Below are 21,278 nucleotides of genomic sequence, written 5' to 3'. Positions count from 1 at the left end.
AACCCGCCGCCCAATTCTCCAATCAAGCGGCGGACATTTTCATTCTCAAGCTCAATCTCACCCAGTCAAGTCGCCAAACAGCAGCAACCCAACCTACGCGGCTAATAAATAAAGCGTATCAGGAGAAAGATCGATTTCATCGTTCCAAGTGATGACGCCATGAACAATGAATGCTTTCATAAATAAATTATCATCAGCTAGTGGCGCGAATGCGGGATATGAAAGATACGGCTTCATATCAAAAACGCGATGTTCGCCTGTTGCGAAATCAACTTCAAGACGAAAATCAGGTAATGGTTTGACCTGAATAGCATCTGGTGCCATTTCTGAATCTCCTTAACGTAATGGATCTATTTTAAATGGAGTTTGCCCGCTGGACGCTAAAAACCAATCTGCCATCAACTCATCCTGATGCAATTCAATCCACGCTTGCAACAATTTCATTTGGCGGTTCGGTAATTGACCTTCCAGTATCTCACCATTAGGAATTGCCAACACGATTTTGTATTCATTGTACCTAAGGAACCGCTGATCTATTTAATGTTCTCCACGTTGCCTTTTTAAAAGCATATTTTTATAGAGGGGATATTAAATAAATAGTTTTTGCTTTAGTGATTCAAAATAGTCAACCTCTTTATTAGGTAAAATTAAGGTACTCTTATGCTGTGAACTCTATATTAGGCTTTTAACAGCGCCTTTTTTGCTATTAAGAGATTAGCCAGAGCAAACAAAGTTTGTAGTTGCGCAGTGTTTTTCGCAAGCCCTTTATAACGTACCTTACGGTGCATAAATAGATTTTTAATAATGTGAAATGGATGTTCAACACGCGCGCGTATTTGCGCCTTAATTTTTTCAATCTGTTGCGTGAGATTTTTCAACAAACCATCATCCATTTTTTCAACTTTAGAACGTTTTTCAGCGATATTCCAACTGACTACTTTTTCATTAAATTTGTTTTTAACTTTTTCGCGTTTATCTGCACCAGTGTAGCCAGCATCACCAAAAACTTTTTGTTCTTGACCATGTAAAATGTTTTCAACTTGAGTGACATCATGCTCATTTGCCGCCGTGCCAACCACGGTATGCACTAACCCAGAATTAACGTCAACACCAATGTGTGCTTTCATTCCGAAATACCATTGATTTCCCTTGCGAGTAGAATGCATTTCTGGATCGCGTTCTTTTGCTTCGTTTTTTGTTGAAGAAGGGGCATTGATAATGGTCGCATCAACGATTGTCCCTTGATTTAACAACAATCCTTTCTCGCGTAACTGCGCATTGATTGTAGAAAAAATCACTGTAGTCAGTGCATGACGTTCGAGTAAATGGCGAAATTTCAACAGTGTTGTTGCATCTGGTACCGCTTCAACACTCAAATCAATACCTATGAATTGCAGTAATGATTGACTATCGTAAATTGCATCTTCCAGTGCCTCATCAGCAAGATGATACCATTGCTGTACAAAGTACATCCTTAACATCCGCTCTAATCCTATTGGCGGACGACCACGCTTACCTTGACTATCAGGGTAGTAATAAGGTGTCAATGCTTTAACCAAAGTTGACCATGGAACAATTTTTTCCATATCATTGAGAAAACGTTCACGGCGCGTCGTTTTCTTTTTTGCTAAAAATTCTGATTGTGCAAAAGAAAATTGTTTCATGCTGGTATCATATTTACATTACGACTGATGCCTATTTTATCATTTAGATCGCAACGATGCTGGCTATTTAATCAGTGTTTCCCTAACATGAATATGAGGCAGATGATGTTTTTGAGTATCCAATGTATACATAGACACCAATATCCCATAAAACATGCTAATGGTCGGCATTCGTCAACTCCGTTGCGGCAATTGCTGTGACTTAATTATAAACCACTCCACCCACAAAAAACCCGCCGCCCAATTTTTCAATCAAGCGGCGGGCATTTTCATTCTCATCTTACCCAGTCAGGTCGCCCAAGAGCGGCAACCCAACCAATGCTGCTTTTGCTGTTATGCGGCAATTTGTTCAAACGAAAAGTTTGGGTAATTTGCGCGTTGTTGCGCATGTTCTACCGTAATGCCACAAATGTTCCCAGTAGCATCCACATCAATTAACGTGTTTTCATCTAAATCTCGCGTTTCTGCAATATCTACGCTGCGTAATTCAATATAGAGTGTGTCCGTATCCTGAAAGTATTTTATTTTCATCATGCAAACCCTCGATCAAAAAAAAGCATTGTGAACAGTCTCACCATCAGGCAGCAACACAACCCGAAGATATTTACCATTGGCTTCTGAAATTGATGCCCAACGCCGAATTCTGCCATCTTGTTGAATCAACTCTTGCGCTGGATGTTGAATAACAAACTCAATGCAAGCGCGATCTGCACGCTGACGAGTTGATAAAAAGTATTGTGTACATTTCATTTAATCATCCAAGTTCATTAAAAAAACCCGCCGCTCAATTCAAAACCAAGCGGCGGGTATTTTCATTCTCATCTCACCCAGTCAGATCGCCAAACAGCGGCTACGCAGCGAGGTTGCCAATGTGCTGCAATCGTGTCCGCAGATAAATCAGCGCCGCAATCCCATTCAATAAAATAACCGCCATTATAAATGTGACAAAAAGCAGTCATCTCCTGTAACGGCGTAAATGCTTCTGCATTCAAATAAGGACGAACATCAAAAAGACCACAGGTTCCATCATCTGTAATCACTTCTAATTGATGATCTTTGCGTGGCGTTACCGATAGAATTTTCATTGATCTAAACCTCTAATTGTGAAAGGTTTCTTGCCATTAACAGCGAGCTGCCAGTCAGCTAATAAATCATCTTGATGAATGGCTATCCAAGCAACAACAATTTTATGTTTTTTAACTAGTAAAGAACCCGCAAGCACTACACCATCCGCAATAGCGTAAACCGCCACCTGACCTTGATAATCGGCATGGATGTGAGGGACATGATGGCAATCGGTATCATAAAAAAACATCCGAATAAGAATCCCATAAAACATGCTAATCGTCGGCATTCGTCAACTCCGTTGCGGCAATTGCTGTGACTTAATTATAAACCACTCCACCCACAAAAAAACCCGCCGCCCGATTTTTCAATCAAGCAGCGGGCATTTTCATTCAGTCAGGTTGAAGCGGTGATTGCTATATCAGGACAAACAGTCAGAAATGATTTTTCAGGAAGTGAGCATTCGTAGAGAGTTTCAGGATCAATATCAATATTTCCGGGCCAAGTGACAGTGCCGTTTTCGACATAGGCACCTAGAAAAGCATGACTAGATTTTAGGCGCACCCAAGGCTTTTGATCCATGTAGGGCGCCATCTCAAAGTAGCGGCGTTCCCCGTTCTCAAATTCAAGTAAAAGGCTGAAATCAGCCTTAGCCGTCACATGAATGACATCAAGTAACATGATGATATTCCATTATTTGAGCGGATCAATACGAAAAGGTTCAACACCTTCTTTGGCAAGTTCCCAATCTGCCAGCAATTCCTCTCGATGCAAATCTGTCCACACTTGCACCATGCGCAATTGTCGTGGTGGGAAATCACCCGCCAACACGACACCATCGTTGATAGCAATCGATGCCTGAAATCCCTGATAGCGAACATGAATATGAGGCAAATGATGTTTTTCTCTGATCTCGAAAAACATCGAGACAATCACACCATAAAACATGCTAATCGTCGGCATTCGTCAACTCCGTTGCGGCAATTGCTGTGACTTAATTATACCCACAAAAAACCCGCTGCCCAATTCAAAATCAAGCGGCGGGCATTTTCATTCTCATCTCACCCCGTCAGGTCGCCAAACAGCGGCAATCCAACCTACGCGGCTGCAACGATCTTGTTGCAAGGTTCGAGATGATAGTTTTCACAGGCTTCTTGGAAAACTCGCAAAGACATTTCGCCTTCCCGTTTCAGTCCGGCAACATCGACCGCATAAAAATCAGCACCGCCATTAAGACCAATAAATTCACCACGAAACATTTCAAGCTCAGGATCAAACGTGATAACGGCACGATAACCGTTAATGATTAAGGTATTCATGGTTCCACTCCATTTGCAGCAAGCCATTTACGAATGGTTGTGAGCGCACCTTTATCAACATTAGGCGAGGGATGAGGACGATGAAACACACGCACGACACCGAATAAGTAAATCGAAACACGTGAGCCTTCACGTTCTTCAATCATTGCGCCAAGTTCCCGAAATAACGCCTCAATTTCACTCCAACGGATATTGGCTGATGTGGATCGAGCAAAGATTAATTCCAATGTGCGTTGATATTTTTGTTTCATAACATTGCAGTTTCTCCCAACTCACACCCACAAAAAACCCGCCGACCAATTCTCCAATCAAGCAGCGGGCATTTTCATTCAGTCAGGTTGAAGCGGTGGGTGAGAAGTTGGGTTGCCAACAGCGGTAACCCAACCTTTGCTGCTATTTACCATTGATGTGGAATAAACTCGGTTGGATTTTGAATTGATGCGGAGTTGCCAGTCGCACGAATACTAAATAAGCCCCGCTTTTCGAGCATTTGTTCAGCGCCCGCATCCGCAGTGAGCCATGCCATTGCACCATAAATCTGATTATGGGCATAACGCGGAATCCAACCTTTTAATTGATTGAGACGCTCAATAAAATTTTTAACATCCTGCGGTCTTAATGTCGTTTTCACTTCGACCACAACCACTTCAGCGCCATTGTGCGCAATGATGTCGAATTCGTAATTGCCGCCGTCTGGACATTTACCTTTGAGTCGCATCGTGGTATCGGCAATGAGAATACCGCGATCCCGCAATAAGACCACTAAATCGCCTTCAATCAGCGATTCCATCAATTTGCCCCATTGACTGGTAAACAGTTTTTCAAGCTGATTCAGTTTGCGGTCGGTGTCCTGAAACTTGCGGTCAGTTTCCTGAAACTTGCGATCGGTTTCGGCAAATAAGCGCCAAACATCATCTAAAGTAGGATTCGGATTGGACATGGTGGTTCACTCCGGTTAGTGATTGTTGCGATGAGTATAAACCACTCCACCCACAAAAAACCCGCCGCCCGATTTTTCAATCAAGCGGCGGGCATTTTCATTCTCATCTCACCCAGTCAGGTCGCCAAACAGCGGCAAGCTAACCTACGCCGCCTGTTCTACTGAAATCTGCAGCATAGCTTCAATGCTGAGATGATAATCTAGTTCGTCCCATTCAATTCCAGTGGCATTGCAAATAAAACGATACCGATTGAGTGTTTTAATTGATGTTTGTTCAAGCTCCGGATACCAACACAACGGTGTTGAAATAATGCGTCCGTCAGCGAGTTCAACATGAAGATGTTGGTTGTCAAAGCGAACCGCTTTACCGGCTAAACCAGTCATTCCAAACCTCCAGAAATGTGTGCTGATGTTGTTTGACCAATGCCACCGCCATTTTCTCATCTTTTGGTTTAAGCGTTGAGGTGATCACTTGTGCGGTACGCATTTCAATTTTAGCCCATGTATCGCCTTTTAAAACATGAACATGGTGTGGCGGATGTTCATTGGCATAGAAAATAAATTTAAACCCATTTTGATTTAATAGTGTTGGCATTGCTTATCTGCTCACTCAATAACCTTGACTGAGTATAAACCCAATTCCTCCACCCACAAAAAACCCGCCGACCAATTCTCCAATCAAGCAGCGGGCATTTTCATTCAATCAACGGGTCACGCCTCGCAGCGCAACCGATGCTGCTTTTAGCCCCCCTTTGAAAAAGGGGGGTTGGGGGATTTATGAGATAAGGCGGTTGGGATGTTATGAAATAAGACGTACCCGCACAGCATCCGCAATAATCTGTACCACCGCATCTAATTCCTGCATGACCTGTCGATTATCAAAGCGCAAAACCAGCAATCCCATTGCTTCTAAAATCCGCGTTCGCTCGACATCATAAACCAGCGCATTGGGTGCGTAGTGTTGTGAACCATCAAGTTCAATCACTAATTGCGCCGCAGCACAGTAAAAATCAACAATGAAATTGGCTAATGTTTTTTGCCGGTAAAAAGGCGCATTTAATATCTGTTTACGCCGTAACCGTTCCCATAATAGACGTTCAGCTTCAGTGGCATGATTGCGCAATTCTCGTGCTAATAGCTTATTTTCTTTACGATAAGGTAGCATTGAAAAAGCCCTATTGCAAATCCCCCCAACCCCCCTTTGGAAAAGGGGGGGCTTTCCAGTCTTTCACTCCGCGCTCTATTAAAATACTCAAAATAGCCCCCCTTTGGAAAAGGGGGGTTGGGGGGATTGATGAGATAAGGCAGTTGTATTGCCAAACAACCAACGCTGCATTAAAACATCTTTAGATTAATTCACTTAACCGCCCTATTTGATTAAATCCCCCCAACCCCCCTTTTCCAAAGGGGGGCTCACAAAAAACCCGCCGCCCAATTCTCCAATCAAGCGGCGGGCAGTTTCATTCTCATCTCACCCAGTCAGGTCGCCCAACAGCGGCAACCCAACCTACGCGGCTTTTAACTGTTCAAATGGACTGTGATTCACCATTAAACAACTTAAATCAGCTTTTTGACTCGCGTGTTGCACATCAATGCCAACTAAATTGCTATCTGCATCAAAATCAAGCACCACGCCATCCGTCACTTCGTCAGAATCAACTGCGGTTCGTTCACACAGATGAATATAAAGAGAATCGGTGTTTGGATCATAAGCAAGTCTCATGGCTTAAATCTCCTATCAGGAAAAGCATTATGCAACGTCACACCATCCGCAAGCGTGACCACGCGTAAATAACGTTGTAATTCAGGGACAAACCACCAGTAGCGAATACGCCCATCGTCTGCTTGTATTTCACATCGTATCGGCATTTGAATTTCGGCGAGACACCAATGCAATTGAATATAAGGACGTTTAATTAAAACATCGTTGCGAAAGTAGTCAGTCATTTGACAGTCGTTAACATCATATTCATCGCGCATTAAATAGTTGTTCCTCCCATTAAAATAAACCCGCCGCCCGATTTTTCAATCAAGCGGCGGGCATTTTCATTCTCATCTCACCCAGTCAGGTCGCCAAACAGTGGCAACCCAACCGAAGCTGCTTATCTCACAGTCGGATGAGCTGGCTGTTGGGTGGACAGACGGTTGCAATCCGCTTGACATGGTTCGTTGGCAGTCATATCTGACAGTGTGATTTCCATCTCGTGTGTGCGCAGCGTTTGCTGACCGTTGCGCATATTCACTAACGCCTCAAAGCCTTCAACAATTTCTGTAAACAGGTTTCGCTTATTCATCGTCGCATCTCCAGTTCCGCGTTCAACATACTTTTGAGTGCTTTTTTTTCGTCAGCAGTCAAGTCCTGCATGTCGTTTTTGTCATATAGCGTGAACAGCCAGAATTGTGATCTGCCATCCCACCAATAATAGATGATACGCAAACCACCACGTTTGCCTTTGCCTCGACGTGCATCGCCATGCCGCAGTTTGCGCAGACCACCTGTTCCTTCGATCACGTCTCCGGCTTCGGGTTTTTTCATCATAGCCCGCTGTAAGCTACGAAATCCCTCATCATCCAAATAGTCGCTCCGGTAACGGGAAAAAGCGGGTAGTTCAATAAAAACTGCTTTCATTGTTTCAGTGTAGGCAATTTACGGACAGACACAAGATTGTTGCGATGAGTATAAACCCAATTCCTCCACCCACAAAAAACCCGCCGCCCGATTTTTCAATCAAGCGGCGGGTATTTTCATTCAGTCAGGTTGAAGCGGTGGGTGAGAAGTTGGGTTGCCAACAGCGGCAATCCAACCTACGCAGCGCGTATCAGTATTTCATTGATCAGCGTTTGATAATGGCATCCATTTATTTCGGCACGCAATTTGAGAGAAGCCAATACCTCATTTTCTAATAGCAAAGTCACACAGGTTTTGCCAACCGTTTCCGCTTGTAACTGTGCTAATGCAGGCACTGCCGCGACGGGTTGTGCATCGGCAAAATCCATCTCGGCATAGCGTACAAAGAGAGGATCAGAATTGTTGCTCATAGCGCCTCCGTTGGGGTTGATTGGCTTTCCACGCCGAAATCAAGCGAATACGCTCGCCGCGTAATGTCCACACAACGACCAAAATACGCGATTTGGCACCCATGCCGAGTGTGATAAATCGCTGCTATTGTTCGGTATCACTATCTTCACGAGTCAGAGCATACGGATCAAATAATGCTTGACTTGCTTCTTCAAACGTCACTCCTTCATGGTTGATAGGATTCGCGGCGGCTTTTTCAGGATCAAATTCGATTTCCATACCAAATGATAACCGCTACTAAATATCTAACAAAATCTATACAAAAGCGTACAAATCTTGCTTTGATATATTCACACCATCAACGCAAAAGCCATGATGAAACTATGGTCTAACTTTGCTCTGGTGTGCATTTAAGGTCAGGCTGTAACGTGTCCAGACCATGTCTTTCGATACGAAAATGAAGTTTTACAATCTTGAGCTTGGTTTTCGCTCGACGGTTTGACCCTTTCACTTTCTTGGTCAAAGCGTAACACACTTTCACCTAATTTTTCCATAAGTATAGATTTATGTAGATATGTATAGATTATTGCAAGCTGTTACTTACCCCGTTTTTGATTAAATCCCCCCAACCCCCCTTTTCCAAAGGGGGGCTCACAAAAAACCCGCCGCCCGATTTTTCAATCAAGCAACGGGCATTTTCATTCAGTCAGGTTGAATCGGTGGGTGAGAAGTTGGGTTGCCAACAGCGGCAACCCAACCTACGCTGCTATTTACCATTGATGTGGAATAAACTCAGTTGGGTTTTGAATTGATGCGGAATTGCCCGTCGCACGAATACTAAATAAGCCACGCTTTTCGAGCATTTGTTCAGCGCCCGCATCCGCAGTGAGCCATGCCATTGCACCATAAATCTGATTTTGGGCATAACGCGGAATCCAACCTTTTAATTGATTGAGACGCTCAATAAAATTTTTAACATCCTGCGGTCTTAATGTCGTTTTCACTTCGACCACAACCACTTCAGCGCCATTGTGCGCAATGATGTCGAATTCGTAATTGCCGCCGTCTGGACATTTACCTTTGAGCCGCATCGTGGTATCCGCAATGAGAATGCCGCGATCGCGTAGCAAAGCAACTAAATCGCCTTCAATCAGCGATTCCATCAATTTGCCCCATTGACTGGTAAACAGTTTTTCAAGCTGATTCAGTTTGCGATCAGTGTCCTGAAACTTGCGCTCAGTTTCTTTCTGCGCTTCGGCAACTTCCCGAAATAGACCGAGAATTTCTTCATAAGTCACTGACATAGTGGATCACTCCAGTTGGTGGCAATTGCTGTGACTTAATTATAAACCACTCCACCCACAAAAAACCCGCCGCTCAATTCAAAATCAAGCGGCGGGCATTTTCATTCAGTCAGGTTGAAGCGGTGGGTGAGAAGTCAGGTCGCCAAACAGCGGCAACCCAACCTACGCCGCTAATGCCGTATGTAAGCGAACGGCAATGGCTGGTGCCATGTCTACCGGCGCAAATAATGCAGTTGGATATAAATAATCTTCGCCTGAATCATCAATCACACGCAACATGCCATGTGCATCAGGTTCATCAATCACTTCGTAACAACGACCCAGTGTTAGATCATCGCCAGTGATGTCGCCTAACTCCTCTTTCTGGAAACACACCACGAATTTCATAGCCACCTCTTTAGTTTTATTTTAACGCGACCAATCCCATGCGCTTCATACCAATGCAATTCAGCATAGGCGGTGCTGCCATCAGTGCATTCGAGTAATGCAATCCCTTTTTTCTTTTTCCATTGACCATAACCATACCGTTCACGCAATTGTACCAATTCTCGAATACTGTGATTTTCGGCAATTATCTCAACGCCAACGATGTCGCCAATTATTTTTATCATTGGATAATTTTACCACAATCCCACACCTAACAAAAAACCCGCCGCCCAATTCAACATCAAGCGGGCATTTTCATTCATTCAGGTTGAAGCGGTGGGTGAGAAGTTGGGTCGCCAAACGTCGGCAACCCAACCGACGCGGTTATAATAATACTGGTGATAGATCATTGAATTCTTCAATACGCAACATGCGTATATCACGGACACATACTTTAAACCATGGGTAAGTTTGACTGAGTTTCTGCACTGCTAGTACACAAGTCACAGCATTCATGGTGGTGTCGCCAAAATACATACTTCCTTGCTGCCATTGAAAACCCAGTGATAGCAACATTTTTTTAATATCGTAGTATGCATTTTGCCAAGATGGATTCGGATATTGTTGTTGTAACTGGTTAGTGTCTAAATCAAAGCTAATTGCGTACATTGCATGTTCCTTCTTAAGATATTCAGGATTTAAGTACAACTTGTTTTTTACCGAGCAACCCCAATAAAACCCGCCGCCCAATTCAAAATCAAGCAGCGGGCATTTTCATTCAGTCAGGTTGAAGCGGTGGGTGAGAAGTTGGGTTGCCAACAGCGGCAACCCTAATCATCAATTTGTCGCAATCTGAGAGCGTCATAAGTTCCATGTTTTATTGGATCACGGGATTCATAACGTCGCCAATCTTGACCGTCTTCCGAAACTTTAACTCTTGCGGGATCATAATTTGGCATGAATTCAACCAGCACATAAGGCTGCTGGGATTCGATGGCATCAATGAAATCTGCATCAAGACCAATGATCTCACCCGAAACGGTTTTATAGTAAGCCTCAACTCTTGCAATTCGCAGGCAATGCAGAGGATAAGAGTAAATTATTTGCGTATCCATTGGTGCTTGTCCTATTTTATTGAATCCTAATTAAAAGAAAACCCCACTCCGCCATCAATAGCGGAGCAGGGTTTAATCTACTGCTTTCAGGTCACGCCGCAAGCGCAACCCAACCGACAGCGTGGGATTAAGCAATAAAGTCGAAGTTGGCTGCCACGAATGTAATGCCACCAGTGATAGTTCCAATATCCGAGAATGTTCCCAGCAGCGTTATTGAAACACTGTTATCGTCTGCAACCGTCGTGTTTTCGACGTAATAGATGTTTGCAGTAGCACCAATATCCAAGACCAAAAGACGTGAGAATAACGTCGTATCAATATTACCAGTATTAGCCGCTGCCTGCCAAGTGACAGCCGTGACACCCTCAGTTGCATTTACAGCAACAACGTTATCAGCAAACTCACTAACATTATCGCACGCAGCTGTATTTGCCGCATTAAGTGCTGTATCTGCCGCCGTACCTGCAACAAAAGTAAAGTCACGGCTATACAGAATGTCACCAGTAGCACCAGTAACCGCGTTAAAGTTGGTTATAGTGTCTGAGCCATTACTTGCAGGTGCCGAGAACACAACACGATCACTGACGCCATCCGTAGCACCAACGTTAATCGCATCGTTCCCAGCGCCGCCAGTGATCGTATCCAAACCAATCGTACCGGTCAGCACATCGTTTCCGGTGTCGCCAGTCAGCGAGAGCTTATCTCCCGCTGCCCAACCCAACCACGACCAGTTGCTCGTGTTGAGTACACCCGAACCGGCGACTGTCGTGATGGTTAACATTTCCGCGTCAGTGTTTAGTTCGGTAATGGTAACGATGTCAGTCGAACCGCCCGTCCAAGCGAGAGTGGTTGCCCCCGCAATCGTGTTAGCGAAAGTGATCGCCTCCACACCAGAAACCGTCGCCGTCAGACCAAACACCGCTCCGCCCGAAATATACAGCGTGTCGGTTCCCGCTCCGCCCGCAATCGTTACTAGATCGATATTGGCGTTGGTAGTCGTGGTGGCATAGCTGAATTTATCGTTACCCGCCTCGCCATTGAGCACCAACTTATTGGCGACATTAGCGCCCAGCCCAGTATTTCCCGACTGGAAGGTGATGCTGTCATCGCCATTGCCAAGTTATAGGTCTGGGTTCTGGCACTGGTGCTACGGGTCATATCGGCACTGGCGGTAATCGTGTCTATGCCAGCCGCACCGGTCACACTCACACTGCCATTCGCAGCGATTGTCGCCGACAACGTACCAGCCACACCGCCGAAGTTGTAAGTATCAACGCCGGTGGTATCGCTCAGGCTGGCAACGTCTAAAATCGTGCCCAAGGTCAAGTTCGAGGCACCGGAAGCGGTCATACTCGCTGCCGCAGTTGTGGCAACCGTCTGGGTGATTCCGCCCAACGTTACCGCCGTCCAGTCAGCAGTAGTCAGCGTCAGGCTTTCCACGTTAGTTGCCGTGATCGCGCCAGCCGTGTAAGTGCCTGTGTTCGCCGTACCGCCGTTATCCACCGCAATCGTCAACGTATCCGTCGCCACCGTTGCCAAACTCACTGGCGTATAAGCAAGCTTGCCGGTGGTCAAACTCGTGCTGGTGGTGAGCGCCGCACCATTGGGCTGATAGTTACCAGACAGACCGATGGTATTGGTCGTTGCCGCGCGCATTGGTAAACGCCGCACTGGTCAAGCCAGTCGCCACGCCCAATTTAGTCGCACCGGTCACAGTTGCCAGACTGAGCGCCGAATCTTTCGCACCGGCAACCACCGTTTCAAAGCCGGAAATCGTACCGGTTGGAATCGTGTTCAGCGTCAACACATCCGTCGTGCCGGTGCCGCCGGTAGCGGTCAACGTGCTGGAAGCCGTCGTCAAATTCACTGCGCCCGAATTCGCACCTGCGTTGAGCGTCGTCAGCGTAGTTGGCAGCGGATTGATGATCGTCAGACCCTGATTGCCGCTCACATTCAACGTTGTCAACGAACTGCCAGCATCCAAACCTTTCAGCGTTGACGCAGCGGTTTCGGTGGTCACATTGACCGTCACAAAACCATTGTTCACCGCGTCATCAAGCGTCACGATGCCGGTGCTGCCACCGCTGGTGATCAACTTCATGGAATCTGCGGTTGATACCGTGCCCGCGTTATCAAACTTCACATTCAACAAACTGGAATTGTCGGCAACTTCCAACGCCGCCGTCGCCACTGCGCCGTTAATGGTGAAGGTATCGCTGTTCGTCGTTCCGTTGACCGTGCTGCTTTTGACTGCCAACTTCGTTGCGCCGTTTAAAGTCGTCGCATCAATCGTCGCACCGGTAGCAGTAGCACTATCGTTGTTATCGATGTAGCGGAAATTGAAATTCTCAATCAGCGTGGTAGTCAGACCGGCATAGGAGTCAACTGTGATGTTAGCAGTGTTACCCAGCACGAGCGCATTCAGCGCATCGGATGCAGCCGCAGTACCAGAAATGGTATCGGAAACATGCCAAGTGCGATTGGTCGCCGGAGCAACGGTATCCAACACACCGTTGACAATCGTCTTGTTGGTTGCAGTATCAGTTGCCGACAAAGTCAGCGTTCCGGTGTCACCAACCACCGTGAGACTGGTGTCAATAATCGACGTGGTAATCGGAGCGCCACGCCCAGCAGCAGCGGTAGTGCCAGTGGGCAGAGCGCCCAACGTCATAATGATGTTTTCAGCGGTGGCTTCCGTCAGGCTATCGGCGGTCACTTTCAGCGTCACCGAAGCGGAACTGGTGCCTGCTGCCATCACAAAATTGCCGGTCGGGGCGCTGCCGGTGTAATCCGTGCCGTTGGCAGCGTTACCGGTCAACGTGTAAGGAATGGTCAAGGTTGAACCCGTTGCCACTGCCGAACCGCGTGTCACCGTATAAACCAGATCGCCGCCTTCATCGACGCTTGCCGCACCCGACAACGCGATTTCGGCTGCGCCGAGACTCAAACTGGTGTCAGCGATGGTCGTCGTCGCCGAGCCGGTGGTGATCGTGCCATTGGACGGCGTGCCCAGAGTCATGATCAGCGTATCGGTGCCATCAGTCGCGTTATCGGCGATGGTGTTCACCGTTACCGAGCCGGTTTTAGAACCTGCGGCGATGGTGATCGTGCCGGTTGCTGTGCCGGTGTGATCCGTTCCCGCTACTGCTGAACCCGCCAACGTGTACGGCACAGTGATGCCAACGGTGGGTGCAGCCAGCGTCGAAGTCACGGTATAGACCACACTGCCGCCTTCATCGACTGCGGTTTTATCTGCTGCCAAGGTCAACGCCGGGACTGGATCGTTAATCGTGCCGGTGACGACGGCACCCGTTATTGGAAGAAAGGAGCCGTCGTAGAGAGTTGCGGCGTAGTCCTCTAACCCTTCCGACATCGTATCGGTAGCAACCGTAATGCTCACTGTTTTCGGAGCGGTTTCACCGGCAGCGAAAGTCACAGTGGTCGAACTGGGATTGAAATCAGGCGCCGTTGCATTTGTCAAAGGGCTTGAGTCGTTACCCACGACGTTGATCGTCATCGTCGTCGGACTCACCACCACACCCGACGGTGTCACGGTGAAATTGATCGTATTGCCTTCCTGCGTTGGCGTACCGGCAACTGCATTTGAGGTCAATTTAAATGTAGGTGGCGCCGGGTCAGTCAGCGTCGTGGTGACACTGCTGGCGCCGAGTGCCATACCGGTGCTGGGATTTGACAACGCCAGCGTCACGCTCTCGCCGGTTTCGGTGAGGCTATCGAAACCGATTGGCAGTGTTACCGTCGCAGCGACTGCGCCGGGGGCAAAGGTCAAGGTGCCATCGGCAGCCAGCGTCGCGCCAGTCACGGTCATCGTGCCCAAATCGGCTGCGACTGCGCCGGTGCTTGGCGTTGCCACCAACTTCACGGTGCTGGCGGTTGCCTGCGGTGTATTGAGCAGCACGGTGTACGTTGCGCTGGTGCCTTCAAATGCGGAAGTGGAAGTTGCTGTACTGATGCTAAACGTCGGCACTGGCACAAAGGTCGAGCCGGTGGTGACTGCCGTAGTGATGGCTGCTGCTAAAGGCGTTACTGCACCCGCTGCGGCATCGCTCACGGTTGAACCGCCGAGAGTCATCACTCCAGCGGCCAACGATGCCATCACACTTCCACCCGAGGTCACGATCTGAGTGCCATCGGCCTGCAACGGAATCGTCGCAAGCAGCGTCGTCCCCGAATACACTTGCAACCCATTACCGGCCTGTTGATATTTGAACGAGGCGAAAGAACCCGGCAGATCAACGCGCTCCACGAGCTGATCGAAGGTCACACCGGTGACACCCTCATTAACGATCACTTTTTGATCACCAGCGGCGCCATACACGGTCGCCGCATTACTCAGGGTAAATGTGGTGTCAGTTGTTTCAAGATAGATTTTTGCCATGAAAATTCTCCAGAGGATTAACAATCAAATCGGCTTGTTTGGCTGCCGCCAGAACGGCGGCAGCCATGGGGTTATTACTGCATCACCACATTTAGATAATCGTTTCGCTACCAAAGGTGGCATCAAGGTTGAAATCAGACACAAAATTCAATTGTGCGTCCAAGCCAGTCGCCAAACCGGTTAAATGAATCGTGACCGTATTTCCGGCAGATGACCATGTCAGATTAACCGCGTTATCTTTGAAATTGGTGTTGTTGACTGACGCTTCATTACCAACAGGGAAATCAAGCTGGTCATCAGCGGTAAAGCCCTTGATGTAGTAATCGTAGTTCCCAGGACTCACCACAAAACTAAAGGCACCTACTGCCGCGTCAAAAGCGGTGGCTTCGGTATTCAGGGTTTTTACTTCAACCGCCTTCATTCCCGCAGTCGTGAAATTCAGCGTGGTGATATCGGCCGCAGCGATACCTGCGTAATCATTGCCAGCTGTGTCTTCAATCGCGCCGGATGCGATCTGCACGCTGTAACTGGTGCCAGCCGCCAAATCAGCAGTGGGGTTGATCGTGACCACTTTATCAGCGACAGAAACCGTCGCATCCGTCACTGGAATGACGATAGGAGTAGCGCCGCCGGTGATGGTGATGTTGCCAGCGCCTGCTTTAACCGATTCACTGAAAGTCAACGTCAGACTATCGCCAACCGCAACGGCGAGCGCGCCATCTGCTGGGGAGCTGGTGGTCAAGGTCGGCGCGGCGGTATCGACGGTGTAATTAGCCGAGGTAGCAACAGCAGCCGGTGCATTTAAGGCTGCATCCGTCCAGCCAGTACCCCCAGCGTGACCATGTTGGTGGTATCTGCGATGTTAGCGGTTGGTGTGAAGATTGCCGTGTAAATCAGACCGGTAGCATCGAACGTTCCAACAGCCAGAGTGCCGTTTTCAACCGTCAAATCGACAGCTGCATCAAAGCCAGTTGGCTTTTCGCTAAAGGTCACGGTCAGCGTCGTGGTCTCGCCTGCGATCAGCGCAGAATCAGCCAATACGACAGTGGCCGTCGGCTTAATGATATCGACGACCGTATCGACGGTGTAATTAGCCGAGGTAGCAACAGCAGCCGGTGCATTTAAGGCTGCATCCGTCCAGCCAGTACCCAGCGTGACCATGTTGGTGGTATCTGCGATGTTAGCGGTTGGCGTGAAGATTGCCGTGTAAATCAGACCAGTAGCATCGAACGTTCCAGCGGACAGAGCGCCGTTGTCAACCGTCAAATCGACAGCTGCATCAAAGCCAGTTGGCTTTTCGCTAAAGGTCACGGTCAGTGGCGTGGTCTCGCCTGCGATCAGCGCAGAATCAGCCAATACGACAGTGGCCGTCGGCTTAATGATATCAACGACCGTATCGACGGTGTAATTAGCCGAGGTAGCAACAGCAGCCGGTGCATTTAAGGCTGCATCCGTCCAGCCAGTACCAGCGTGACCATGTTGGTGGTATCTGCGATGTTAGCGGTTGGCGTGAAGATTGCCGTGTAAATCAGACCGGTAGCATCGAACGCTCCAGCGGACAGAGCGCCGTTGTCAACCGTCAAATCGACAGCTGCATCAAAGCCAGTTGGCTTTTCGCTAAAGGTTACGGTCAGCGTCGTGGTCTCGCCCACTGTCAGCGCAGGATCAACTAATGCCACTGTGGCCGTTGGCTTAATGATATCGACGACCGTATCAACGGTGTAATTAGCCGAGGTAGCAACAGCAGCCGGTGCATTTAAGGCTGCATCCGTCCAGCCAGTACCCAGCGTGACCATGTTGGTGGTATCTGCGATGTTAGCGGTTGGCGTGAAGATTGCCGTGTAAATCAGACCAGTAGCATCGAACGTTCCAGCGGACAGAGCGCCGTTGTCAACCGTCAAATCGACAGCTGCATCAAAGCCAGTTGGCTTTTCGCTAAAGGTCACGGTCAGTGGCGTGGTCTCGCCTGCGATCAGCGCAGAATCAACTAATGCCACTGTGGCCGTCGGCTTAATGATATCGACGACCGTATCGACGGTGTAATTAGCCGAGGTAGCAACAGCAGCCGGTGCATTTAAGGCTGCATCCGTCCAGCCAATACCCAGCGTGACCACGTTGGTGGTATCTGCGATGTTAGCGGTTGGCGTGAAGATTGCCGTGTAAATCAGACCGGTAGCATCGAACGCTCCAGCGGACAGAGCGCCGTTGTCAACCGTCAAATCGACAGCTGCATCAAAGCCAGTTGGCTTTTCGCTAAAGGTCACGGTCAGCGTCGTGGTCTCGCCTGCGATCAGCGCAGGATCAGCCAATACGACGGTGGCCGTCGGCTTGAGGGTATCAGGAATTGTGACGGTTTGAGCGACACCAGTGAGAGTAAGCGCCGTACCACCAGTGGCTGTAGCGGCGTAGACGTCACCACTGCGAGTCAGAGTGACCTTAACATCATCGTTAAAGATCAGCGTGTTGGAAGTGCCGTCATTTAAACCGTTCAAGGTAAAAGTTTGAGTACCAACAGTAACGGTAACGGTGCTAGCAGTGACCTTGAATGTTGCAGCGGTAGCGGAACCTTCGATAGCAAGGGAGTCGCCAGTACTAACATCCTTAATGGTCAGATTACCAGTGCCTTCATAGGAAAACTGATCGACGCCACTTGTGCCGATTAACATGTTGGTAGTGTCATTGGAAATCAGACCGAGTACGCCACCAGTTGCGGATTGAGAAGCTGCGATTGCCATGTGGAAAATCTCCCAGAACTAAAGTGTTGAAAAGGATTTCTAGTGTGCTATGACGAACATGGGTGCGGCGATCCCTCGCCGCAAGCTAAATCAATCAGCCAACCTCAACCACGGTTTGTCCCATAAAGGTATTCAACTCGGCAAAGCTGTCGATTGAAGTGCCAACACCAGTCGCACCTGTTGCAGTAATTCCAACGAGGGTGATTGATTGTTGTACGTCGCCGATACCTGCACTGATCGTCAAATCAGTGCCATTGTCACCGAAGTTATACAGACTCAAAGCATCGAGCGCAGTAACAGAGGTGAGCGTAGTTTCGGCCGCATCGTCAAAGAACAGGCGGTCGTTGGCGTCGAAACCGGTGATGCTGATATTTGCATTCTCCACAACCATCGAATTGCTGTTGAACTCGATGATAAAGCGATCCATGCCAACAGTGGTGAGCGCAACGGCGTCACTGAAAACACTACCTTGGGTGCCATCGATGTTTTCGTTGGCTGCGGTGTCAGCAGGAACTGCTGGCGGAGTGGTGGGACTGGCGGGAAGTGTGTCGTTAACATCCGTCACCTTGACAGTCACTTCTTGCGTGACCGCAGCATTGACGCTATCCGACACCGCTACCGTCACCAGATAGTTGTTGTCGCCAGCAGCAGATGCCGGTGTTTCAAAGTCTGGTGCAGTTACGAATGTCAACGCGCCAGTCGTATCGATGGCAAACAACGCCATGTCAGCGCCGCCACTCAACGTGTAAGTCAGCGTGTCGTCAGTATCAGCATCTGTTGCAATAATCGCTGTTACCGCAGTTTGATTTTCTGCCGCGTTGACTGCCGCTGCGCTGGTAATGACTGGCGCTTGGTTTGGTGGCTCAACTGGCTCAGTCACTTCAACCGTCACCGTACCCGTGCCAACGATTCCGTCAGCATCCGTCGCTTCAACGGTCAGCGTGATGGTTTCACCAGCAACCAACTCTGCTGGATCGTTGACCGTCAACGCACCGGTTTCAGTATCGATTACAAACGCATCAATGCCATTGCCGTCAGCATCATTGCCGTCGGTGATCGCGTAAGTAACAGCAGTCCCTTCTGGATCAGTTGCCGTGACCGCGCCTACTTCGGTGCCGTCAGTTGCAACGGTGAAGCTACCTGCATCGACAACTGGCGCTTGGTTTGGTGGCTCAACTGGCTCAGTGACAGCAACCGTGACCGTACCAGTGCCAACTTGACCGGCTTCATCAGTCGCTTCAATCGTCAGCGTAATGGTTTCACCAGCAACCAACTCTGCTGGATCGTTGACCGTCAACGCACCGGTTTCAGTATCGATTACAAACGCATCAATGCCATTGCCGTCAGCATCATTGCCGTCGGTGATCGCGTAAGTAACAGCAGTCCCTTCTGGATCAGTTGCCGTGATCGCGCCCACTTCGATGCCGTCAGTTGCAACGGTGAAGCTACCTGCATCGACAACTGGCGCTTGGTTTGGTGGCTCAACTGGCTCAGTCACTTCAACCGTCACCGTACCCGTGCCAACGATTCCGTCAGCATCAGTTGCTTCAACGGTCAGCGTGATGGTTTCACCAGCAACCAACTCTGCTGGATCGTTGACCGTCAACGCACCGGTTTCAGTATCGATTACAAACGCATCAATGCCATTGCCGTCAGCATCATTGCCGTCGGTGATCGCGTAAGTAACAGCAGTCCCTTCTGGATCAGTTGCCGTGATCGCGCCCACTTCGATGCCGTCAGTTGCAACGGTGAAGCTACCTGCATCGACAACTGGCGCTTGGTTTGGTGGCTCAACTGGCTCAGTCACTTCAACCGTCACCGTACCCGTGCCAACGATTCCGTCAGCATCCGTCGCTTCAACGGTCAGCGTGATGGTTTCACCAGCAACCAACTCTGCTGGATCGTTGACCGTCAACGCACCGGTTTCAGTATCGATTACAAACGCATCAACGCCATTGCCGTCAGCATCATTGCCGTCAGTGATTGCATAGGTAACAGCAGTCCCTTCTGGATCAGTTGCTGTGACCGCGCCTACTTCGGTGCCGTCAGTTGCAACGGTGAAGCTACCTGCATCGACAACTGGCGCTTCGTTTGGTGGCTCAACTGGCTCAGTGACAGCAACCGTGACCGTACCAGTGCCAACTTGACCGGCTTCATCAGTCGCTTCAATCGTCAGCGTAATGGTTTCACCAGCAACCAACTCTGCTGGATCGTTGACCGTCAACGCACCGGTTTCAGTATCGATTACAAACGCATCAACGCCATTGCCGTCAGCATCATTGCCGTCAGTGATTGCATAGGTAACAGCAGTCCCTTCTGGATCAGTTGCCGTGACCGCGCCCACTTCGGTGCCGTCAGTTGCAACGGTGAAGCTACCTGCATCGACAACTGGCGCTTCGTTTGGTGGCTCAACTGGCTCAGTGACAGCAACCGTGACCGTACCAGTGCCAACTTGACCGGCTTCATCAGTCGCTTCAATCGTCAGCGTAATGGTTTCACCAGCAACCAACTCTGCTGGATCGTTGACCGTCAACGCACCGGTTTCAGTATCGATTACAAACGCATCAATGCCATTGCCGTCAGCATCATTGCCGTCGGTGATCGCGTAAGTAACAGCAGTCCCTTCTGGATCAGTTGCCGTGACCGCGCCTACTTCGGTGCCGTCAGTTGCAACGGTGAAGCTACCTGCATCGACAATTGGCGCTTCGTTTGGTGGCTCAACTGGCTCAGTGACAGCAACCGTGACCGTACCAGTGCCAACTTGACCGGCTTCATCAGTCGCTTCAATCGTCAGCGTAATGGTTTCACCAGCAACCAACTCTGCTGGATCGTTGACCGTCAACGCACCGGTTTCAGTATCGATTACAAACGCATCAACGCCATTGCCGTCAGCATCATTGCCGTCAGTGATTGCATAGGTAACAGCAGTCCCTTCTGGATCAGTTGCTGTGACCGCGCCTACTTCGGTGCCGTCAGTTGCAACGGTGAAGCTACCTGCATCGACAACTGGCGCTTCGTTTGGTGGCTCAACTGGCTCAGTGACAGCAACCGTGACCGTACCAGTGCCAACTTGACCGGCTTCATCAGTCGCTTCAATCGTCAGCGTAATGGTTTCACCAGCAACCAACTCTGCTGGATCGTTGACCGTCAACGCACCGGTTTCAGTATCGATTACAAACGCATCAACGCCATTGCCGTCAGCATCATTGCCGTCGGTGATTGCGTAAGTAACAGCAGTCCCTTCTGGATCAGTTGCCGTGACCGCGCCTACTTCGGTGCCGTCAGTTGCAACGGTGAAGCTACCTGCATCGACAATTGGCGCTTGGTTTGGTGGCTCAACTGGCTCAGTCAC

The 21,278-nt window shown here is 48.9% G+C and carries 32 protein-coding genes and 2 pseudogenes; all 34 read right to left on the bottom strand.

Going from position 1 to position 21,278, the window contains the following annotated elements; genetic code table 11:
- Window positions 1-93 precede the first annotated feature (93 nt).
- Window positions 94-324, bottom strand: a complete 231-nt coding sequence (locus tag CXB77_RS10145; RefSeq protein WP_105073791.1) for a DUF2442 domain-containing protein — start codon at window positions 322-324, stop codon at window positions 94-96.
- A gap of 12 nt (window positions 325-336) precedes the next feature.
- Window positions 337-537, bottom strand: a complete 201-nt coding sequence (locus tag CXB77_RS10140; protein ID WP_105073790.1) for a DUF4160 domain-containing protein — start codon at window positions 535-537, stop codon at window positions 337-339.
- A gap of 140 nt (window positions 538-677) precedes the next feature.
- On the bottom strand, window positions 678-1,664 hold the full coding sequence (locus CXB77_RS10135; RefSeq protein WP_105073789.1) for an IS5 family transposase: 987 nt from the start codon (window positions 1,662-1,664) through the stop codon (window positions 678-680).
- 63 nt (window positions 1,665-1,727) lie between these two features.
- A complete protein-coding gene (locus tag CXB77_RS21805; RefSeq protein WP_277949398.1) occupies window positions 1,728-1,820 on the bottom strand; it encodes a DUF4160 domain-containing protein in 93 nt (30 codons plus the stop codon).
- A 177-nt stretch (window positions 1,821-1,997) separates the two neighbouring features.
- A complete protein-coding gene (locus CXB77_RS10130) occupies window positions 1,998-2,195 on the bottom strand; it encodes a DUF2283 domain-containing protein (RefSeq protein WP_105073788.1) in 198 nt (65 codons plus the stop codon).
- A 287-nt stretch (window positions 2,196-2,482) separates the two neighbouring features.
- A complete protein-coding gene (locus tag CXB77_RS10120; RefSeq protein WP_105073786.1) occupies window positions 2,483-2,749 on the bottom strand; it encodes a DUF2442 domain-containing protein in 267 nt (88 codons plus the stop codon).
- Window positions 2,746-3,018: a DUF4160 domain-containing protein gene (locus CXB77_RS10115; RefSeq protein ID WP_172452627.1), complete on the bottom strand. Its 273-nt coding sequence runs from the start codon at window positions 3,016-3,018 to the stop codon at window positions 2,746-2,748. The genes CXB77_RS10120 and CXB77_RS10115 overlap by 4 nt, the downstream gene beginning before the upstream one ends.
- Before the next feature lie 107 nt (window positions 3,019-3,125).
- Window positions 3,126-3,338, bottom strand: a pseudogene (locus CXB77_RS10110) (hypothetical protein); the annotation flags it as partial.
- Between the two features lie 84 nt (window positions 3,339-3,422).
- A complete protein-coding gene (locus tag CXB77_RS10105; protein WP_105073784.1) occupies window positions 3,423-3,692 on the bottom strand; it encodes a DUF4160 domain-containing protein in 270 nt (89 codons plus the stop codon).
- 134 nt (window positions 3,693-3,826) lie between these two features.
- Window positions 3,827-4,048, bottom strand: a complete 222-nt coding sequence (locus tag CXB77_RS21800; protein ID WP_242445615.1) for a type II toxin-antitoxin system HicB family antitoxin — start codon at window positions 4,046-4,048, stop codon at window positions 3,827-3,829.
- On the bottom strand, window positions 4,045-4,299 hold the full coding sequence (locus CXB77_RS10095) for a type II toxin-antitoxin system HicA family toxin (RefSeq protein WP_105073783.1): 255 nt from the start codon (window positions 4,297-4,299) through the stop codon (window positions 4,045-4,047). Before CXB77_RS10095 ends, CXB77_RS21800 begins: the two co-directional genes overlap by 4 nt.
- 146 nt (window positions 4,300-4,445) lie before the next feature.
- Complete coding sequence (locus CXB77_RS10090; RefSeq protein WP_105073782.1) at window positions 4,446-4,988, bottom strand: hypothetical protein; 543 nt, start codon at window positions 4,986-4,988, stop codon at window positions 4,446-4,448.
- Window positions 4,989-5,132: 144 nt separating this feature from the next.
- Entirely contained in the window at window positions 5,133-5,372 is a 240-nt protein-coding gene (locus CXB77_RS10085; RefSeq protein WP_105073781.1) for a DUF2442 domain-containing protein, read from the bottom strand.
- The gene (locus tag CXB77_RS10080; protein ID WP_105073780.1) at window positions 5,353-5,583 is read right to left on the bottom strand and encodes a DUF4160 domain-containing protein; all 231 of its coding nucleotides are present in this window, start codon (window positions 5,581-5,583) and stop codon (window positions 5,353-5,355) included. Before CXB77_RS10080 ends, CXB77_RS10085 begins: the two co-directional genes overlap by 20 nt.
- Before the next feature lie 204 nt (window positions 5,584-5,787).
- On the bottom strand, window positions 5,788-6,153 hold the full coding sequence (locus CXB77_RS10075; RefSeq protein WP_105073779.1) for an endonuclease domain-containing protein: 366 nt from the start codon (window positions 6,151-6,153) through the stop codon (window positions 5,788-5,790).
- Between the two features lie 342 nt (window positions 6,154-6,495).
- The gene (locus CXB77_RS10070; RefSeq protein ID WP_105073778.1) at window positions 6,496-6,711 is read right to left on the bottom strand and encodes a DUF2283 domain-containing protein; all 216 of its coding nucleotides are present in this window, start codon (window positions 6,709-6,711) and stop codon (window positions 6,496-6,498) included.
- On the bottom strand, window positions 6,708-6,968 hold the full coding sequence (locus tag CXB77_RS10065; protein ID WP_197711051.1) for a hypothetical protein: 261 nt from the start codon (window positions 6,966-6,968) through the stop codon (window positions 6,708-6,710). Before CXB77_RS10065 ends, CXB77_RS10070 begins: the two co-directional genes overlap by 4 nt.
- A 122-nt stretch (window positions 6,969-7,090) precedes the next feature.
- A complete protein-coding gene (locus CXB77_RS10060; RefSeq protein WP_105073777.1) occupies window positions 7,091-7,282 on the bottom strand; it encodes a hypothetical protein in 192 nt (63 codons plus the stop codon).
- Window positions 7,279-7,617: a type II toxin-antitoxin system RelE/ParE family toxin gene (locus CXB77_RS10055; protein WP_105073776.1), complete on the bottom strand. Its 339-nt coding sequence runs from the start codon at window positions 7,615-7,617 to the stop codon at window positions 7,279-7,281. The genes CXB77_RS10060 and CXB77_RS10055 overlap by 4 nt, the downstream gene beginning before the upstream one ends.
- A gap of 176 nt (window positions 7,618-7,793) precedes the next feature.
- A complete protein-coding gene (locus tag CXB77_RS10050; RefSeq protein ID WP_105073775.1) occupies window positions 7,794-8,027 on the bottom strand; it encodes a BrnA antitoxin family protein in 234 nt (77 codons plus the stop codon).
- A complete protein-coding gene (locus CXB77_RS23795; protein WP_347338117.1) occupies window positions 8,011-8,142 on the bottom strand; it encodes a BrnT family toxin in 132 nt (43 codons plus the stop codon). Before CXB77_RS23795 ends, CXB77_RS10050 begins: the two co-directional genes overlap by 17 nt.
- 9 nt (window positions 8,143-8,151) lie before the next feature.
- Entirely contained in the window at window positions 8,152-8,286 is a 135-nt protein-coding gene (locus CXB77_RS20325; protein ID WP_197711036.1) for a BrnT family toxin, read from the bottom strand.
- A gap of 491 nt (window positions 8,287-8,777) precedes the next feature.
- Window positions 8,778-9,311, bottom strand: a complete 534-nt coding sequence (locus tag CXB77_RS10040) for a hypothetical protein (RefSeq protein WP_105073774.1) — start codon at window positions 9,309-9,311, stop codon at window positions 8,778-8,780.
- 162 nt (window positions 9,312-9,473) lie between these two features.
- On the bottom strand, window positions 9,474-9,698 hold the full coding sequence (locus tag CXB77_RS10035) for a hypothetical protein (protein ID WP_105073773.1): 225 nt from the start codon (window positions 9,696-9,698) through the stop codon (window positions 9,474-9,476).
- The gene (locus CXB77_RS10030; RefSeq protein WP_105073772.1) at window positions 9,695-9,922 is read right to left on the bottom strand and encodes a hypothetical protein; all 228 of its coding nucleotides are present in this window, start codon (window positions 9,920-9,922) and stop codon (window positions 9,695-9,697) included. Before CXB77_RS10030 ends, CXB77_RS10035 begins: the two co-directional genes overlap by 4 nt.
- 139 nt (window positions 9,923-10,061) lie before the next feature.
- Window positions 10,062-10,346, bottom strand: a complete 285-nt coding sequence (locus CXB77_RS10025) for a virulence factor (protein ID WP_105073771.1) — start codon at window positions 10,344-10,346, stop codon at window positions 10,062-10,064.
- Window positions 10,347-10,507: 161 nt separating this feature from the next.
- A complete protein-coding gene (locus tag CXB77_RS10020) occupies window positions 10,508-10,792 on the bottom strand; it encodes a hypothetical protein (protein ID WP_105073770.1) in 285 nt (94 codons plus the stop codon).
- Between the two features lie 127 nt (window positions 10,793-10,919).
- Window positions 10,920-11,837 (bottom strand): hypothetical protein, encoded by a 918-nt coding sequence (locus CXB77_RS10015; protein WP_146108786.1) that lies wholly within the window; start codon window positions 11,835-11,837, stop codon window positions 10,920-10,922.
- Window positions 11,765-12,448 (bottom strand): hypothetical protein, encoded by a 684-nt coding sequence (locus tag CXB77_RS10010; protein WP_105073768.1) that lies wholly within the window; start codon window positions 12,446-12,448, stop codon window positions 11,765-11,767. Before CXB77_RS10010 ends, CXB77_RS10015 begins: the two co-directional genes overlap by 73 nt.
- The gene (locus CXB77_RS10005) at window positions 12,408-15,191 is read right to left on the bottom strand and encodes a beta strand repeat-containing protein (RefSeq protein ID WP_105073767.1); all 2,784 of its coding nucleotides are present in this window, start codon (window positions 15,189-15,191) and stop codon (window positions 12,408-12,410) included. Before CXB77_RS10005 ends, CXB77_RS10010 begins: the two co-directional genes overlap by 41 nt.
- Before the next feature lie 91 nt (window positions 15,192-15,282).
- Window positions 15,283-15,939: pseudogene (locus CXB77_RS10000) on the bottom strand (Ig-like domain-containing protein); the annotation flags it as partial.
- Between the two features lie 53 nt (window positions 15,940-15,992).
- Window positions 15,993-16,571 carry an Ig-like domain-containing protein gene (locus CXB77_RS09995; protein WP_277949397.1) on the bottom strand — a complete coding sequence of 193 codons (579 nt, stop codon included), beginning with the start codon at window positions 16,569-16,571 and terminating at the stop codon, window positions 15,993-15,995.
- 59 nt (window positions 16,572-16,630) lie between these two features.
- Window positions 16,631-17,926 carry an Ig-like domain-containing protein gene (locus CXB77_RS09990; protein ID WP_105073764.1) on the bottom strand — a complete coding sequence of 432 codons (1,296 nt, stop codon included), beginning with the start codon at window positions 17,924-17,926 and terminating at the stop codon, window positions 16,631-16,633.
- Between the two features lie 94 nt (window positions 17,927-18,020).
- On the bottom strand, window positions 18,021-21,278 hold the full coding sequence (locus CXB77_RS09985; RefSeq protein ID WP_172452626.1) for a cadherin repeat domain-containing protein: 3,258 nt from the start codon (window positions 21,276-21,278) through the stop codon (window positions 18,021-18,023).

It is taken from the genome of Chromatium okenii (assembly GCF_002958735.1).
GTDB lineage: Bacteria > Pseudomonadota > Gammaproteobacteria > Chromatiales > Chromatiaceae > Chromatium > Chromatium okenii_A.
Note: the sequence above shows the minus strand (reverse complement) of the source record. Positions and strands in the feature narration are given on the sequence as shown.

Coding starts and splice junctions, on each gene's coding strand:
- CXB77_RS10005 (WP_105073767.1), bottom strand. CDS start 15,191: ATGGCAAAAATCTATCTTGAAACAACTGACACCACATTTACCCTGAGT.
- CXB77_RS10050 (WP_105073775.1), bottom strand. CDS start 8,027: ATGAGCAACAATTCTGATCCTCTCTTTGTACGCTATGCCGAGATGGAT.
- CXB77_RS10060 (WP_105073777.1), bottom strand. CDS start 7,282: ATGAATAAGCGAAACCTGTTTACAGAAATTGTTGAAGGCTTTGAGGCG.
- CXB77_RS10115 (WP_172452627.1), bottom strand. CDS start 3,018: ATGCCGACGATTAGCATGTTTTATGGGATTCTTATTCGGATGTTTTTT.
- CXB77_RS21805 (WP_277949398.1), bottom strand. CDS start 1,820: ATGTTTTATGGGATATTGGTGTCTATGTATACATTGGATACTCAAAAA.
- CXB77_RS10055 (WP_105073776.1), bottom strand. CDS start 7,617: ATGAAAGCAGTTTTTATTGAACTACCCGCTTTTTCCCGTTACCGGAGC.
- CXB77_RS10090 (WP_105073782.1), bottom strand. CDS start 4,988: ATGTCCAATCCGAATCCTACTTTAGATGATGTTTGGCGCTTATTTGCC.
- CXB77_RS10070 (WP_105073778.1), bottom strand. CDS start 6,711: ATGAGACTTGCTTATGATCCAAACACCGATTCTCTTTATATTCATCTG.
- CXB77_RS10035 (WP_105073773.1), bottom strand. CDS start 9,698: ATGAAATTCGTGGTGTGTTTCCAGAAAGAGGAGTTAGGCGACATCACT.
- CXB77_RS10030 (WP_105073772.1), bottom strand. CDS start 9,922: ATGATAAAAATAATTGGCGACATCGTTGGCGTTGAGATAATTGCCGAA.
- CXB77_RS20325 (WP_197711036.1), bottom strand. CDS start 8,286: ATGGAAATCGAATTTGATCCTGAAAAAGCCGCCGCGAATCCTATCAAC.
- CXB77_RS21800 (WP_242445615.1), bottom strand. CDS start 4,048: ATGAATACCTTAATCATTAACGGTTATCGTGCCGTTATCACGTTTGAT.
- CXB77_RS09990 (WP_105073764.1), bottom strand. CDS start 17,926: ATGGCAATCGCAGCTTCTCAATCCGCAACTGGTGGCGTACTCGGTCTG.
- CXB77_RS10080 (WP_105073780.1), bottom strand. CDS start 5,583: ATGCCAACACTATTAAATCAAAATGGGTTTAAATTTATTTTCTATGCC.
- CXB77_RS10135 (WP_105073789.1), bottom strand. CDS start 1,664: ATGAAACAATTTTCTTTTGCACAATCAGAATTTTTAGCAAAAAAGAAA.
- CXB77_RS10095 (WP_105073783.1), bottom strand. CDS start 4,299: ATGAAACAAAAATATCAACGCACATTGGAATTAATCTTTGCTCGATCC.
- CXB77_RS10010 (WP_105073768.1), bottom strand. CDS start 12,448: ATGCGCGCGGCAACGACCAATACCATCGGTCTGTCTGGTAACTATCAG.
- CXB77_RS10020 (WP_105073770.1), bottom strand. CDS start 10,792: ATGGATACGCAAATAATTTACTCTTATCCTCTGCATTGCCTGCGAATT.
- CXB77_RS10145 (WP_105073791.1), bottom strand. CDS start 324: ATGGCACCAGATGCTATTCAGGTCAAACCATTACCTGATTTTCGTCTT.
- CXB77_RS10025 (WP_105073771.1), bottom strand. CDS start 10,346: ATGTACGCAATTAGCTTTGATTTAGACACTAACCAGTTACAACAACAA.
- CXB77_RS10105 (WP_105073784.1), bottom strand. CDS start 3,692: ATGCCGACGATTAGCATGTTTTATGGTGTGATTGTCTCGATGTTTTTC.
- CXB77_RS10120 (WP_105073786.1), bottom strand. CDS start 2,749: ATGAAAATTCTATCGGTAACGCCACGCAAAGATCATCAATTAGAAGTG.
- CXB77_RS10075 (WP_105073779.1), bottom strand. CDS start 6,153: ATGCTACCTTATCGTAAAGAAAATAAGCTATTAGCACGAGAATTGCGC.
- CXB77_RS10065 (WP_197711051.1), bottom strand. CDS start 6,968: ATGCGCGATGAATATGATGTTAACGACTGTCAAATGACTGACTACTTT.
- CXB77_RS10040 (WP_105073774.1), bottom strand. CDS start 9,311: ATGTCAGTGACTTATGAAGAAATTCTCGGTCTATTTCGGGAAGTTGCC.
- CXB77_RS10085 (WP_105073781.1), bottom strand. CDS start 5,372: ATGACTGGTTTAGCCGGTAAAGCGGTTCGCTTTGACAACCAACATCTT.
- CXB77_RS10130 (WP_105073788.1), bottom strand. CDS start 2,195: ATGAAAATAAAATACTTTCAGGATACGGACACACTCTATATTGAATTA.